The organism is Halomonas litopenaei (assembly GCF_003045775.1).
Lineage (GTDB): Bacteria > Pseudomonadota > Gammaproteobacteria > Pseudomonadales > Halomonadaceae > Halomonas > Halomonas litopenaei.
Map to the genome: position 1 here is coordinate 1 of NZ_PXNS01000013.1, position 13501 is coordinate 13501.

Sequence of the window (13501 nt, forward strand, 5' to 3'; positions counted from 1 at the left end):
TATGTGTCACCCCGAGCACACCTCGCATTAACTGGATGAGGTGTGCAGAAACCAAGGGGTCATTACATGGAAGATAAAAGGGGAAGGCCTTGGCCTTCCCCTTTTTTCATTTGCCTTATCTCGGGCGTCTTGCGTTGGCGATGTTGCGACACCCGCTCGTTGTGTTCCGAGGCGTCCTCAGGCGGTCGCGGTTTCCTTGTCGCCCTTGCGCGAGGTGGGGGCGGCGCGTTTGAGCAGCGGCTTGAGGAAGCGCCCGGTGTGGGAGACCTCCATCTCGGCGAGCTGTTCCGGGGTGCCTTCGGCGATGATGCGTCCACCGCCGGAGCCGCCCTCCGGGCCCAGATCGATCAGCCAGTCGGCGGTCTTGATCACGTCAAGGTTGTGCTCGATGACCACCACGGTGTTGCCGTGGTCGCGCAGCCGGTGCAGGACCGTCAGCAGCTGGCGGATGTCCTCGAAGTGCAGGCCGGTGGTGGGCTCGTCGAGGATGTACAGGGTCTTGCCGGTATCGCGCTTGGCCAGCTCCCGGGCCAGCTTGACCCGCTGGGCCTCGCCGCCGGACAGGGTGGTGGCGCTCTGGCCCAGTCGGATGTAGGTCAGGCCCACGTCGACCAGGGTTTGCAGACGACGGGCGATGGCGGGCACCGGGCTGAAGAACTCCAGCGCCTCCTCCACGGTCATCTCCAGCACCTCATCGATGGTCTTGCCCTTGTAGTGGATATCCAGGGTCTCGCGGTTGTAGCGCTTGCCCTTGCACACGTCGCAGGGCACATAGATATCCGGCAGGAAGTGCATCTCGACCTTGATCATGCCCTCGCCCTGACACGCCTCGCAGCGCCCGCCCTTGACGTTGAACGAGAAGCGGCCGGGCTTATAGCCGCGTGAGCGCGCCTCCTGGGTGCCGGCGAACAGTTCGCGAATGGGGGTGAAGATGCCGGTGTAGGTCGCCGGGTTGGAGCGCGGCGTGCGGCCGATCGGGCTCTGGTCGATGTCGATGATCTTGTCGAGCTGATCGAGCCCCTCGATGCCGGTGTAGGGCGACGGCGTCAGGGTAGTGGCCTTGTTCAGCTCGCGCGCGGCGATCGGCATCAGGGTCGAGTTGATCAAGGTCGACTTGCCCGAGCCGGACACCCCGGTGACGCACACGAACAGCCCCAGCGGCAGCTCCAGGGTGACGTCCTGGAGGTTGTTGCCCGAGGCGCCGGTGAGCTTGAGCATCTTTTCCGGGTTGCCGGGGATGCGCCAGGGCGGTACCTCGATGGCGCGGGTACCGGACAGGTACTGACCGGTCAGCGAGGCCGGGTTGGCCATGACCTCCTCCGGGGTGCCCTCGGCGACGATCTCGCCGCCATGGACACCGGCGCCGGGGCCGATGTCGAGGACATGGTCGGCGGCACGAATCGCGTCCTCGTCGTGTTCGACCACGATCACCGTGTTACCCAGGTCGCGCAGGCGTTCCAGGGTCTGCAGCAGGCGGTCGTTGTCGCGCTGGTGCAGGCCGATGGAGGGCTCGTCGAGGATGTACATCACGCCCACCAGGCCGGCACCGATCTGGCTGGCCAGGCGGATGCGCTGGGCCTCGCCACCGGACAGGGTCTCGGCGCTGCGCTCCAGGTTGAGGTAGTCGAGGCCGACGTTGACCAGAAACTCGAGTCTGGCCGAGATCTCGTTGAGGATCTTCTCGGCGATCTCGCCGCGCCGACCAGGCAGGCTCAGTTCACTGAAGTAGCGCTGGGCGTCGCCGATCGGCAGGCGCACCACCTCGGGCAGAGTGGTGTCGTCGACGAACACGTGGCGGGCTTCCTTGCGCAGGCGCGAGCCCTCGCAGGTGCGGCAGGGCTGCACCGCGATATAGCGGGCGAGTTCCTCGCGGACCATGCTCGACTCGGTCTCGCGGTAGCGGCGCTGCATGTTCGGCAGCACGCCCTCGAAGGGGTGCTCGCGGGTGACCTTCTTGCCACGATCATTGACGTAGCTGAAGGCGATGTCGTCCTTGCCGCTGCCGTTGAGGATCACCTCGCGCTCGTGGCGGGCCAGATCCTGCCACGGGGTCTCCAGGGTGAAGCGGTAGTGCTCGGCCACCGACTTCAGCTGGTTGAAGTAGTAGACGCTGCGCCGGTCCCAGCCCTTGATCACGCCTTCCGCCAGAGACAGCTCCGGGTGGCTGATCAGCTTTTCCGGGTCGAAGAACTGCTGCACCCCCAGGCCGTCGCAGGTGGGGCAGGCGCCGGCCGGGTTGTTGAACGAGAACATCCGCGGTTCGAGTTCGGCGATGGAGTAGCCGCAGACCGGACAGGCGAAGCGTGCCGAGAACGCCATGTCGTCCTGTTCACCGTCCATGAAGTGGACCATGGCGGTACCGTCGGCCAGACCCAGGGCGGTCTCGAAGGATTCCGCCAGGCGCTGCTCGAGGCCTTCGCGCACCTTGATGCGGTCCACCACCACGCTGATGTCGTGCTTGCGGTTCTTGTCCAGCGGGCGCACGTCGTCGAGTTCCAGCACCTGGCCGTCGACCATGGCGCGTACAAAGCCCTGGGAGCGCAGCTCCGCCAGCAGCTGCAGGTGCTCGCCCTTGCGTCCGCTGACCACCGGGGCCAGCAGCATCAGCTTGCTGCCTTCCGGCAGCGCCATCACCTGGTCGACCATCTGCGAGATGGTCTGGGCCTCGAGGTCCTCGCCGTGTTCCGGGCAGCGTGGGGTGCCGGCACGGGCGAACAACAGGCGCAGGTAATCGTAGATCTCGGTGATGGTGCCGACGGTGGAACGCGGGTTGTGGGAGGTGGACTTCTGCTCGATGGAGATCGCCGGCGACAGCCCCTCGATATGGTCCACGTCGGGCTTTTCCATCATCGACAGGAACTGGCGCGCATAGGTGGACAGCGACTCCACGTAGCGGCGCTGCCCCTCTGCGTAGAGGGTATCGAAGGCCAGCGACGACTTGCCGGAGCCAGACAGCCCGGTGACCACGATCAGCTTGTCACGGGGTAGTTCGACGTCGATCTGCTTGAGGTTGTGGGTGCGGGCACCCCTGACCAGAATCTTGTCCATTCCCACCTCGAAGACGCGGCAAAAGGTCGATTATACGTGGCCGGTCGCCCGGCCGGCAAAGCCACCGGTGAAAAGACGCTTGTGAAATGACTCGAGTGTCGGCATTTTCTGGATCGCCCCCAGGCGCTAGAATATGCGGTCCACCTTCGGGGCTCTCTCCCCGCTCTCAAGCCGGAATTCGTTCATGTCCAAGGCCAGACTCTTGTTAGCCTCCGAGCGGCGCGCCATCGTCGGTCTGGCGGGGCTCTACGCCACACGCATGCTCGGGCTGTTCATGGTGTTGCCCGTACTCGCCCTCAACGCCGACCACCTGGTCGGGGCCACCCCTCTGTTGGTGGGGCTGGCGCTCGGCGTCTATGGCCTGACCCAGGCGGTACTGCAGATTCCCTTCGGTCTGCTGTCGGATCGCATCGGGCGCAAGCCGGTGATTGCTGCTGGCCTGGGGTTGTTTTTGATCGGCAGCGTGGTCGCCGCTCAGGCGGACTCCATCGCCATGATGATTGTCGGTCGCAGTCTGCAGGGCAGCGGTGCGGTGGCCGCCGCCATCATGGCGCTTCTGGCCGACCAGACCCGCGAGCAGGTTCGCACCGCCGCCATGGCGACCATCGGTCTGTCGATCGGCGTGGCCTTTGGCGTCGCCATGGTGCTCGGCCCGCTGGTGGCCAGCCACTTTGGCCTGGCCGGGGTGTTCTACTTCACGGCCCTGCTGGCGGCGCTGGGGATGCTGGTGCTGTGGAAGCTGGTGCCGCCGGCGCCGCGCCGGCGCGGCCATCGTGACGTCGGCCTCGATCGAGGGCAGCTCGCCAGCATCCTCGGGCGCATGGACCTGTGGCGCATGGACGCCTCCATCTTCAGCCTGCACCTGATCCTGATGGCGATCTTCACCGCCGTGCCGTTCAAGCTGGTCGATGCCGGCGTCGTCGAAGCCCGCCATGGCCTGGTCTACCTGGTGGTGATGGGACTGTCCTTCGTCGCCATGGTGCCGCTGGTGATCGTGGCCGAGAAGAAGCGCAAGATGAAGCTGATGTGCCTGGGTGCCATCGCTACCATCACCCTGAGTCTGGTCGGGCTGGGCCTCGCCGGTTCGGGCCTAGTAGCCCTGGGCGCCTGGCTGTTGGCCTTCTTTACCGCCTTCAACCTGCTCGAGGCCACCCTGCCGTCGATGATCAGCAAGCTGGCGCCGGCCGGGGCCAAGGGCACGGCCATGGGGGTCTATTCCACCAGCCAGTTCCTGGGGGCTTTCCTCGGTGGCGTGATGGGCGGTTTCCTGGCCCAGCAGTTCGGGCTGTCGGCGGTGTTCCTGGGGGCAGCGCTGCTGGGGCTTGGCTGGTTCGTGCTGATGCTCGGCATGCGCGCGCCGCGCCACCTGTCGAGCGAGGTGGTGGCCCTGGCCGACGAGCACGAGAGCGATACCCTGGACAACCTGATGGCGCGCTTTGCCGCCGTCGCCGGTGTCGAGGACGTGCTGGTGGTGCCGGAGGAGCGGCTGGCCTACCTGAAGGTGGATCGTGCCACCCTGGACACCGAGGCGCTGGCGCGGCTGACCCGTTCTTCGACCCAGCGCTCCTAGGTAGCGGTAGATAGTTGCGGTAGATAGCCGCGGCAGATACACGTCGCCGCACACTGTCTGCGCTCGAGTGCCGAGCCGTTCTTCACGGCGGCGAATCGTCTCGATCTCGCGTATAGTAGCGACATCCGCTTTTGTGGCGTCGACCGATCGACGCCGACCGATTGTCACCGGGGGCGTGGCAGCTATCCTGCCCGCCGGCCCGGCACCCATTGTCTGCATCAAGGAGTCAACCATGGCCCGTGGCGTCAACAAGGTCATCCTCATCGGCAACCTCGGCCAGGATCCGGAGGTGCGCTTTACACCGTCCGGCACCGCCGTGGCCAACCTGAACCTCGCGACCACCGATACCTGGATGGACCGCCAGAGCGGCCAGCGCCAGGAACGCACCGAATGGCACCGGGTGGTGATGTTCAACAAGCTGGCCGAGATTTCCCAGCAGTACCTCAAGAAGGGCTCGAAGCTGTACATCGAAGGCCGCCTGCAGACTCGCAAATGGCAGGACCAGAACGGCCAGGATCGCTACTCCACCGAGATCGTCGCCAACGACATGCAGATGCTCGATGGTCGCGGTGAAGGCGGCCAGGGTGGCGGCTTCGGCGGCGGCCCTCAGGGCGGCGGCAACTTCGGCGGTGGTCAGCCCCAGCAGGGCGGTGGCAACTTCGGTGGTGGTCAGCCCCAGCAGGGTGGCAACTTCGGTGGTGGCCAGCCCCAGCAGGGTGGCAACTTCGGTGGCGGCCAGCCCCAGCAGGGCGGCAACTTTGGCGGTGGCCAGCAGGGTGGCGCTCAGCAGAACCGTCCGCCCCAGCAGGCGCCCAACCAGGGCGGAGGTCAGAAGGGCGGCTTCGGCGCACCGGACCCGGGCAACTTCGACGACTTCGACGACGAGATCCCGTTCTAGCCGGAATAAGATGCGTTGTGGATGCCATCAAATGGCGTCATTAGCAAACCAAGGAGGCCCTGCATCGGCAGGGCCTCCTTGCGTTCCGGGTCTCCTTTTTTGGTCAGCGCCTTTTCAGTGCAGTGCCTCTTCTCGCCAAGTGCCTCTTTCTCTTGCAGAGTCTCTCTTCGGCCAAGGCGCTTCGCCTCAAGTGCCCGGGGTATCAGGGCGTCCTGGGCATGGCACGCTTGTGGGCGGTGCGCCGCCAGGTGGCGATGATGCGCTCGGCGTCCTCGGGGGCGACACTCTCGCCGGTGAGGAAGCGGTCGATGGCGGCGTAGCTGACGCCGAGGGCTTCCTCGTCACTCAACTGCGGGCGCAGTGACTCCAGGTCCGCCGTCGGCACCTTGTTGACCAGGGTATCCGGGGCGCCCAGTTGTGCAGCCATGTCGCGGACCTGGCCCTTGGTCAGGCCGGCCAGGGGCACCAGGTCACAGGCGCCGTCACCGTGCTTGGTGTAGAAGCCCATCACTGCCTCGGCGGCCTGGTCGGTGCCGATGACCAGGCCACCTTGAGCACCGGCCACGGCGTACTGGGCGATCATCCGCTGGCGCGCCTTGATATTGCCCATCACGAAGTCGCGGTGGGCCTGGTCGCGAAACTCAAGGCCTGCCTGCTCCAGCGCTTCCAGCATGGCGTCGCTGGCCGGCTTGATATTGACCGTCAGGCACTCGTCCGGCTGGATGGCGTCCAGCGCCTGCCTGGCGTCGTCATCATCCTGCTGCTCGCCATAGGGCAGGCGCATGGCGATGAAGCGTGCTTCGGGCAGTCGCTCCCGCGCTGCCTCGACCGCCCGCTGGGCCAGCAGGCCGGCGCTGGTCGAGTCCACGCCGCCACTGATGCCGAGCACCAGGCAGTGCTGGCCGGTGGTGTGAAGCTGGTCGATCAGAAACGCCTGGCGCCGCTGAATTTCATCCCTGATGTCCGCCCCGGGCTGGACTTCGAGTTCACGCGCGATGATGCGCTGCAACTGGTCGATATCGTCGTGGGTCATCCGTGCCTCCTTGCGGGATTGGGGTGTCAGTCGTGCTCACGCCAGTAGGGCGCGAGCTTGCCGTCGCGAATGTCGCGGTGCCAGTCACACACCCGTTTGAGGGCATGATGGGCCGCCGCCAGGCGGACCTTGTTGCGATCCCCGTCGAAATGCTCGGTGGTGGTGATCACGTAGATCTTGTCCTCGTAGCGAAAACCCCAGCCCAGGCACACCGTGCCCTTGGGCGGTCCATCCTCGGGTTCGCCTGGGCCGGCGATGCCGGTGTTGGCGATCGCCAGCTTGGCGTTGGAGTTGTTCAGGGTGCCCAGCACCATCTCCCGGGTGATCTCCTCGCCGGTCAGGCCGTAGCGCGAGATGGTCTCGAAGGGGATCCCGAGGTAGCGGTTCTTGGCCTCGGGCGAGTAGACGGCCAGTCCGCTGTCGATGACCTGGCCGCTGCCAGGTACGCGGGCCAGTTCCGAGGCGATCAGACCGGCGGTGCAGGACTCCGCGGTGGCCAGCTTGATGTCGTGCTCGGTCAGGTAGTCGACAAGATCTTCCAGCCATTCCATGGCGTGCTCTCCTGCGATGATGAGAGTGGGAAATGCTCGTTTTGGCAAATTCAGCATAGGGGCTGAAGGCCGGGTCTTCCAACCCACTCCTTGCGAGACGGATGCCTCTCTATCTCCACTGATGTCTTATGTTGCCGTGCAGCCAGACAGGCTAAAGTGATAAGCAGACAAATAATTTTAGTGGTGATCCAGAGGGAGCGGCGGATGCAGGATCTGTTGTGGTACCAGTACGCGTTGATCGGGCTGATCTTCTGCTGGAGCGGTTTCGTGCGCTCCAGTCTGGGGTTCGGTGGGGCGGTGCTGGCGCTGCCCTTCCTGCTGCTGGTGCTCGATGAGCCACTGGTGTTCCTGCCGCTGGTGGCGGTGCATCTGTTGATCTTCTCGAGCTGGATCGCCTGGCGCGGCCATCGTCAGATCCAGCAGACCGGCAATACCGGCGACAGCAATATCGACTGGCGCTACTTGAAGCGCGCGCTGGCGATCATGATCGTGCCCAAGCTGATCGGGGTGGTCGGCCTCTTGACCCTGCCGGCTGAGCTGATGACGGCGGTGATCTTCGTGATCGTGATCGTCTACGGCGCCAGCTACGCCCTCAATCGCCCCTTTCGTAGCCGCAGCAAGACGGTGGACGTGGTGCTGCTGGCGCTGGGCGGCTACGTCAGCGGAGCATCGCTGATCGGCGCTCCGCTGATCGTCGCGGTATTCGCTTCCCATGTGGCCAAGCACCAGTTGCGCGACACCCTGTTTGTGCTGTGGTTCATCCTGGTGGTGATCAAGATGGTGTCCTTCATCATCGCCGGAGTGGACCTGCAGCTCGAGCATCACCTGTGGCTGTTGCCCTGCGCCATGGTGGGCCATGTACTCGGCGAGCGAGTCCACCAGGCGCTGCTCGGTGCTCGCTCCGAGGTGTTCTTCCGGGTGCTCGGGGTGGTGCTGGTGGCGGTCAGCCTGGTGGGCCTTGCGACCAGCGTCGGCTGATCGCGCCAACCGGCAGCCAGACGTTTCCACCTCGATGGATGGCGAGAGTCTGCTACCTCCAAGAGGGGCGCTGATCGATGAGCAGTTGGTGTAGAATATGGCCCTTTGGTGTCCTCGGGCGTGATGTGCGAGCGGTGGTTCTCGCCGCTATTCTTGTCGCAGCGTCTGGGACACCGGCCGTAACGCCCAGGGCGTCGTGCGAGTCTCGTGCGGCGCTCTCATGGACGAGGAGTCGTCGTGAAGCTGCTGATTCTGGACGCCGGGCATTGTCTGTCCCTGGCCCTGGCGCGGGAAAGCAATCGGCGCGGTGATACCGAGCTGGTGATCGATCCCGCGACCCGCGTGGATCCTGAAGCGCTGCGTACGCTGGCGCCGGACGCGCTGATCATTCCCCCCTTGTCGCGCCCCTTCAGCGTGCCGCCCGCCGCGGTGGTCGAACACGCCGAGGCGGTCGAGGCCTGCATGGAGGCGTGCCGTGACGTCGGCATACCGCTGGTGTGGTGCGTCTGTGACCAGCTCTACGAGGATGGCCACGATTCGCCCATCGACGAGCACGTGATTCCGGCCCCCCGGGACGAGGGGCTGCGCCGGCTGGTGGCGACGGGCGACCGCATCCGTGCCGAGTGCCCCGAGCACCTGATCGTGCGGGTCGGTCCCATGTTCGCCCTGGAGGGTAGCCACGCCTGGCTCGGCGAACTGCTCGATACCCTGATCGATGGCGGCACCGTGCCCGCCGAGACCGACGTGACCCTGTGCCCGACGTCCGCTGACGCCGTGGCCATGGCGCTGATCGGCATGCTGCAGCAGCAGGCCTGCGGCGCCAATGCCTGGGGCAGCTACCATCTGGCCGGGGTAGAGCCGGTCAGCGCCTACACCTTCGTGTGCATGGTGCGCACCCAGTTGGGCACGCGTCTGGAAGGCCAGGGCGAAAACATCGCGCTGGGCGAGGTGAAGGCGCTCAGCCACCACCATGATCAGCCGCTGCGCCGGGTACTCAACTGTCGCCGGGTGCTGGAAGTGTTCGGGGTACACCAGAAGCCCTGGCGGCTCGAGGTGGGTCGTATGCTCGACACCTGGTGTCGGGCGCGGGAAGACGTGGCCTGCCAGGCGACGAGTCAGGGGAAGGACGCATGAATCTGCTGCGCAGCGTGATCTTCTATATTGGCTATTTTGCCGCGATGCTGGTGTGTGGCTTGCTGTTTCTGCCGCCGGCGCCGCTGCTGCCACTGCGCTCGCGCTATCGGCTGCTCAACCTCTACAACCACTTCATCATCGCCTGGTTCAGCCTGGTGTGCGGGGTGCGCTACGAGATGAAGGGGCGTGAAAAACTGCCCGATGGGCCGGTGGTGATCCTGTCCAATCACCAGTGCGAGTGGGAAACCGTCTACCTGCAGTTGCTCAAGCCTCCGGTGTGCACGGTGCTCAAGAAGGAACTGTTGAACTTTCCGATCTTTGGCTGGGGGCTGCGCCTGTTGCACCCCATCGCCCTGGACCGCTCCAAGCCTGCCCGGGCCATGCGCCAGGTACTGAGCCAGGGAGGCCAGCGGCTCAAGGAGGGGTTGTCGGTGCTGATCTTTCCCGAGGGAACCCGGGTAGAGCCAGGCAAGCGTCGCCGCTACAACAAGAGTGGGGCGGTGATCGCCTGTCGCGCCGGGGTGCCGGTGGTGCCGGTGGCCCACAACGCCGGCGAATGCTGGCCGGGGCGTGACTGGATCAAGCGGCCTGGCCGCATCTCGCTGGTGGTGGGCGAGCCCATCGCCACCGAAGGACGCACCCCTGAAGAGGTGCTGGTCGAGACCGAAGCCTGGATCGAGGCGCGCCTGGAAGAGATCTCCAGCGTGCCGAGGCCCGCGCCCGAAGAACTGGCGCGCAGTGTCAGTCGCTGAACGCGATCCGGCCCCACTGGGGCCGGTCTTGGGGCGCTCGGCATCATCGCCGATCGCCGAAAGAAAAGGCGATCAAGCCGTCGCTTCGGTGGTGTTTTCCATCTCCTGATAGCCTGTCCGCTGTCTTTCGGCAACGCTCAGGTCATGTACACGCTCTCGCATGCCGTGGACGTCCTTGATGCCGGGAATAAGTTGTTGCGGATGGGTCCGGTCTGCCGTCAGCAGTATCAGGTTGCCCAAACCAAAGAGCCTGAGCAGCAAAGGCTCTGATGTCGACAGGTCGCGGATGCGTGCGATCTCCAACTGATCCACGCGGCGATTCAAGACGCCGTGATAGTAGTAGACTCGGCGCGGTGTGATATCAAACTTGGTGTTGGCCAAGCCAATGATCTTGCAGATGGGGATAATAAGACAGATCGCCCAAAGCGCAATAACAACATGTGATTCTTTCAGAGGAAACAATGGGTCCCCGTAGTATATGCCGATGTATATCTCATAAAAAAATCGCCAGATTTGCTTTGCGAATAACGTTCCAATCGATGCGAGCAACAATCCAACTATCAGCGAACCCACTCCCGCCAGAATCGAAGGCTTCAGCGTTGCGATAACGCTTTCATTCGAGGTGCTGTCGCTCATGGTCTTCTCCTTTTGTCGTTGGTGCGGGCCAAGCGAGTGCGGCAGCTCCGAGCACGCAAGGGCTGAAGCTGCCACCTATCGCCAGTACTAGCCGTTGGCCAGGCGCTCGCGAATATTGTCGGCGCGTTCCTTGGAGCCCGGGTGTGACGACATCAGGCTGCTTTCACCGCCGTCGAGCTCGGCGAACTTCTGGAAGCCGGTCATCAGGCCCTCGCGCGGGATGTCTCGCTCGGTCAGTAGATCAAAGGAGAAGTTGTCGGCGTCGCTTTCCTGACTCTGGGAGAACTGGGCGTTGATGAACTTCTCGCTCAGATCACCCAGTTGAGAGTCTGACAGGGTCGCCATCGCGCTGTTGCCGGATGCCGCCATGGCATCCCGGGCGATCGCGGTGGCGTAGGCCGTCTGCATGCGCTTGCGGCTATGCCCCAGGGCCACGTGACCCAGTTCATGACCCAGCACACCCTCGATCTCGTTGTCGTTCATCATGTCCATCAGCCCGCTGTAGACACGCACGCAGCCGTTGGCCATGGCCCAGGCGTTGATGTCGTCGGTCATGTAGACCTTGTAGTTGACCGGGGTGCCTTCGATCTGGTGGCCCAGGCGGTCGGCAATGCGTTCCAGGCGCTGTGCATACTCAGAGTCAGGCGACGCCAGGACGGATTGGCTGTCCATCTGCTGGCAGCTCTGGTCAGACATGGCCTTGACCTCGGCATCGCTGATGGTGGCGGCGTTGAAGCCGGCGAGCCCGGTGTTGATCATGCTGTCGGTGGACATGTTCTCGCAGCCGGTCAACAGGGTGGTGCAGCCAAGCACGGCGACAGAAAGCGTAAGGCGTAGGTTCATGCTCATCATCCTTGATGAAAGAGGGAGTCGGGATGGTTCCTGCAGGACAAGGTCCTGATCGGCGGTTGCGCGCGCAGGATCGCGACGGGAGTTTCTGGAGCGCAAGCTGACCGTGTTCGGAGTTGTAGCACGCGCTATTGCAGCGCAACAAACCTACCCATTTTTCGTGTTTTTCAGACAACACTTTGTCAGCAATATCGTCTTGCTCTCCCTGGGAGTGGGAATAGCGCTATCCACAAACAACGACGGCGCCCCGAGGGGCGCCGTCGTGTTACTACCTGGCCGGGCTTGATCAGTCGTTGAAGCGCTGCAGCACCAGACAGGCATTGGTACCGCCGAAGCCGAAGCTGTTGGACAGTACGCGATCCAGCTTCACGCCATCACGGCGGCTGGTGACGATATCGAAGCCCTGGGCCTCGTCGTCCAGGTCGCTGACGTTGGCCGAGGCGGCGATGAAGTCGTTCTCCATCATCAGCAGCGAGTAGATCGCTTCCTGCACGCCGGTGGCGCCCAGCGAATGCCCGGTCAGAGACTTGGTGGAACTCATCGCCGGGGTGCTGTCACCGAAGACCTCGCGCACCGCCTTGAGTTCGGCCACATCGCCCACCGGCGTGGAGGTGCCGTGGGTGTTGATGTAGTCGATGTCGCCGTCGACGCTGGCCATGGCCTGGCGCATGCAGCGAATGGCGCCTTCACCTGACGGCGCGACCATGTCCTTGCCGTCGGAGGTGGCGCCGTAGCCGACCACCTCGGCGTAGATCTTGGCGCCGCGAGCCTTGGCGTGCTCGAGCTCTTCAAGCACCAGCATGCCGCCGCCGCCGGCGATGACGAAGCCGTCGCGGCTCTTGTCGTAGGGGCGAGAGGCGGTCTGCGGGTCGTCGTTGTAGCTGGTCGACAGCGCACCCATGGCGTCGAACAGACACGACAGCGTCCAGTGCTCCTCCTCGCCGCCGCCGGCGAATACCACGTCCTGCTTGCCGAGCTGGATCTGTTCCATGGCGGAACCGATACAATGGGCAGAGGTGGCGCAGGCAGAAGAGATGGAGTAGTTCACGCCCTTGATCTTGAACGGGGTCGCCAGACAGGCCGAGACGGTGCTGCCCATGGTGCGGGTGACCCGGTAGGGGCCCACACGGCGCAGACCCTTCTCGCGCATCACGTCGGCGGCCTCCACCTGGTTGGCGCTGGAGGCGCCGCCGGACCCGGCGATCAAGCCGGTACGTTCGTTGGACACCTGCTCGGGCGTGAGGCCGGAATCCTCGATGGCCTGGGCCATGGAGACATAGGCGTAGGCCGCAGCGTCACCCATGAAGCGGCGCAGCTTGCGGTCCACCAGTTCGTCCAGGTCGATGTCGACCACGCCGGCGACGTGGCTGCGGAAGCCACGCTCGGCGTATTCTTCCTTGAAACGAATGCCGGACTGGCCGTTCTTGAGTGCCTCGAGTACCTGTTGCCGGTCATTGCCCAGGCACGACACGATGCCCAGACCGGTGACTACCACTCGTCGCATGGGAGCCTCCTGATCAGAAATTCGCGGTGGAGGTGAACAGGCCGACACGCAGGTCGTTGGCCTGATAGATATCGCGGCCATCGACGGAAACGGTGCCGTCCGCCATGCCCAGAATCAGGCGGCGGGTGATGACGCGCTTGATATTGATGCGGTAGGTGACCTTCTGGGCGTCAGGCATGATCTGCCCGCTGAACTTGACCTCGCCGCAGCCCAGCGCCCGGCCGCGTCCGGGGTGACCGAGCCAACCGAGGTAGAAGCCCACCAGCTGCCACATGGCATCGAGGCCGAGGCAGCCGGGCATGACGGGGTCGCCCGGAAAGTGGCAATCGAAGAACCACAGGTCAGGGCGGATATCGAGCTCGGCGATCAGTTCGCCCTTTCCGTACTCGCCACCCTCTTCGTAAATGCGCGTGATGCGGTCGAGCATCAGCATGTTGGGGGCCGGCAGCTGGGCATTGCCCGGGCCGAACAGCTCACCGCGGCTGCAAGCCAGCAGTTCATCGCGATCAAAAGAGTGTTGCTTGGTCACTGGAGCGTTCCGAGAGTCG

The 13501-nt window shown here is 64.4% G+C and carries 12 protein-coding genes; 5 read left to right on the plus strand and 7 right to left on the minus strand.

The features are described 5' to 3' along the window. Nucleotides 1-177: 177 nt before the first annotated feature. Entirely contained in the window at nucleotides 178-3048 is a 2871-nt protein-coding gene (uvrA, locus tag C6W88_RS17690; RefSeq protein ID WP_045990837.1) for an excinuclease ABC subunit UvrA, read from the minus strand. Between the two features lie 184 nt (nucleotides 3049-3232). Here uvrA and C6W88_RS17695 point away from each other — a divergent pair, with 184 nt between their 5' ends. Together C6W88_RS17695 and ssb are read left to right on the plus strand one after the other, a co-directional pair. Next, complete coding sequence (locus tag C6W88_RS17695) at nucleotides 3233-4618, plus strand: MFS transporter (protein WP_108133424.1); 1386 nt, start codon at nucleotides 3233-3235, stop codon at nucleotides 4616-4618. 232 nt (nucleotides 4619-4850) lie between these two features. Next, on the plus strand, nucleotides 4851-5516 hold the full coding sequence (gene ssb / locus C6W88_RS17700) for a single-stranded DNA-binding protein (RefSeq protein WP_045990835.1): 666 nt from the start codon (nucleotides 4851-4853) through the stop codon (nucleotides 5514-5516). A gap of 202 nt (nucleotides 5517-5718) precedes the next feature. Here the strand turns inward: ssb and nadE are convergent, their stop codons facing one another. Then, nucleotides 5719-6549 (minus strand): NAD(+) synthase, encoded by an 831-nt coding sequence (nadE, locus tag C6W88_RS17705; protein ID WP_108133425.1) that lies wholly within the window; start codon nucleotides 6547-6549, stop codon nucleotides 5719-5721. Between the two features lie 26 nt (nucleotides 6550-6575). Beyond that, nucleotides 6576-7100 carry a CinA family protein gene (locus C6W88_RS17710; protein WP_108133426.1) on the minus strand — a complete coding sequence of 175 codons (525 nt, stop codon included), beginning with the start codon at nucleotides 7098-7100 and terminating at the stop codon, nucleotides 6576-6578. 204 nt (nucleotides 7101-7304) lie between these two features. On the opposite strand from C6W88_RS17710, the gene C6W88_RS17715 reads away from it, so the two are divergent. The 3 genes from C6W88_RS17715 (at nucleotide 7305) to C6W88_RS17725 (ending at nucleotide 9964) form a co-directional block, all read left to right on the plus strand. Continuing rightward, nucleotides 7305-8078, plus strand: a complete 774-nt coding sequence (locus C6W88_RS17715; protein WP_045990832.1) for a sulfite exporter TauE/SafE family protein — start codon at nucleotides 7305-7307, stop codon at nucleotides 8076-8078. Between the two features lie 237 nt (nucleotides 8079-8315). Further along, on the plus strand, nucleotides 8316-9212 hold the full coding sequence (locus C6W88_RS17720; protein WP_108133427.1) for a sugar nucleotide-binding protein: 897 nt from the start codon (nucleotides 8316-8318) through the stop codon (nucleotides 9210-9212). After that, nucleotides 9209-9964: a lysophospholipid acyltransferase family protein gene (locus C6W88_RS17725; RefSeq protein WP_045990830.1), complete on the plus strand. Its 756-nt coding sequence runs from the start codon at nucleotides 9209-9211 to the stop codon at nucleotides 9962-9964. Before C6W88_RS17720 ends, C6W88_RS17725 begins: the two co-directional genes overlap by 4 nt. A gap of 72 nt (nucleotides 9965-10036) precedes the next feature. Here C6W88_RS17725 and C6W88_RS17730 read toward each other — a convergent pair whose 3' ends face one another. The 4 genes from C6W88_RS17730 to fabA form a co-directional block, all read right to left on the minus strand. Further along, entirely contained in the window at nucleotides 10037-10600 is a 564-nt protein-coding gene (locus tag C6W88_RS17730) for a PH domain-containing protein (RefSeq protein WP_108133428.1), read from the minus strand. 87 nt (nucleotides 10601-10687) lie between these two features. Further along, the gene (loiP, locus tag C6W88_RS17735) at nucleotides 10688-11443 is read right to left on the minus strand and encodes a metalloprotease LoiP (protein WP_108133429.1); all 756 of its coding nucleotides are present in this window, start codon (nucleotides 11441-11443) and stop codon (nucleotides 10688-10690) included. Between the two features lie 292 nt (nucleotides 11444-11735). Then, complete coding sequence (gene fabB / locus C6W88_RS17740; protein WP_045990828.1) at nucleotides 11736-12953, minus strand: beta-ketoacyl-ACP synthase I; 1218 nt, start codon at nucleotides 12951-12953, stop codon at nucleotides 11736-11738. Nucleotides 12954-12966: 13 nt separating this feature from the next. Then, complete coding sequence (gene fabA / locus C6W88_RS17745; RefSeq protein WP_045990827.1) at nucleotides 12967-13482, minus strand: 3-hydroxyacyl-[acyl-carrier-protein] dehydratase FabA; 516 nt, start codon at nucleotides 13480-13482, stop codon at nucleotides 12967-12969. Nucleotides 13483-13501 lie beyond the last annotated feature (19 nt).

Excerpts from the sequence above, each read along its gene's own strand:
- C6W88_RS17695 (WP_108133424.1), top strand. The coding sequence starts at position 3,233 with ATGTCCAAGGCCAGACTCTTGTTAGCCTCCGAGCGGCGCGCCATCGTC.
- fabB (WP_045990828.1), bottom strand. The coding sequence starts at position 12,953 with ATGCGACGAGTGGTAGTCACCGGTCTGGGCATCGTGTCGTGCCTGGGC.
- C6W88_RS17730 (WP_108133428.1), bottom strand. The coding sequence starts at position 10,600 with ATGAGCGACAGCACCTCGAATGAAAGCGTTATCGCAACGCTGAAGCCT.
- C6W88_RS17715 (WP_045990832.1), top strand. The coding sequence starts at position 7,305 with ATGCAGGATCTGTTGTGGTACCAGTACGCGTTGATCGGGCTGATCTTC.
- ssb (WP_045990835.1), top strand. The coding sequence starts at position 4,851 with ATGGCCCGTGGCGTCAACAAGGTCATCCTCATCGGCAACCTCGGCCAG.
- uvrA (WP_045990837.1), bottom strand. The coding sequence starts at position 3,048 with ATGGACAAGATTCTGGTCAGGGGTGCCCGCACCCACAACCTCAAGCAG.
- C6W88_RS17725 (WP_045990830.1), top strand. The coding sequence starts at position 9,209 with ATGAATCTGCTGCGCAGCGTGATCTTCTATATTGGCTATTTTGCCGCG.
- C6W88_RS17710 (WP_108133426.1), bottom strand. The coding sequence starts at position 7,100 with ATGGAATGGCTGGAAGATCTTGTCGACTACCTGACCGAGCACGACATC.
- nadE (WP_108133425.1), bottom strand. The coding sequence starts at position 6,549 with ATGACCCACGACGATATCGACCAGTTGCAGCGCATCATCGCGCGTGAA.
- loiP (WP_108133429.1), bottom strand. The coding sequence starts at position 11,443 with ATGAACCTACGCCTTACGCTTTCTGTCGCCGTGCTTGGCTGCACCACC.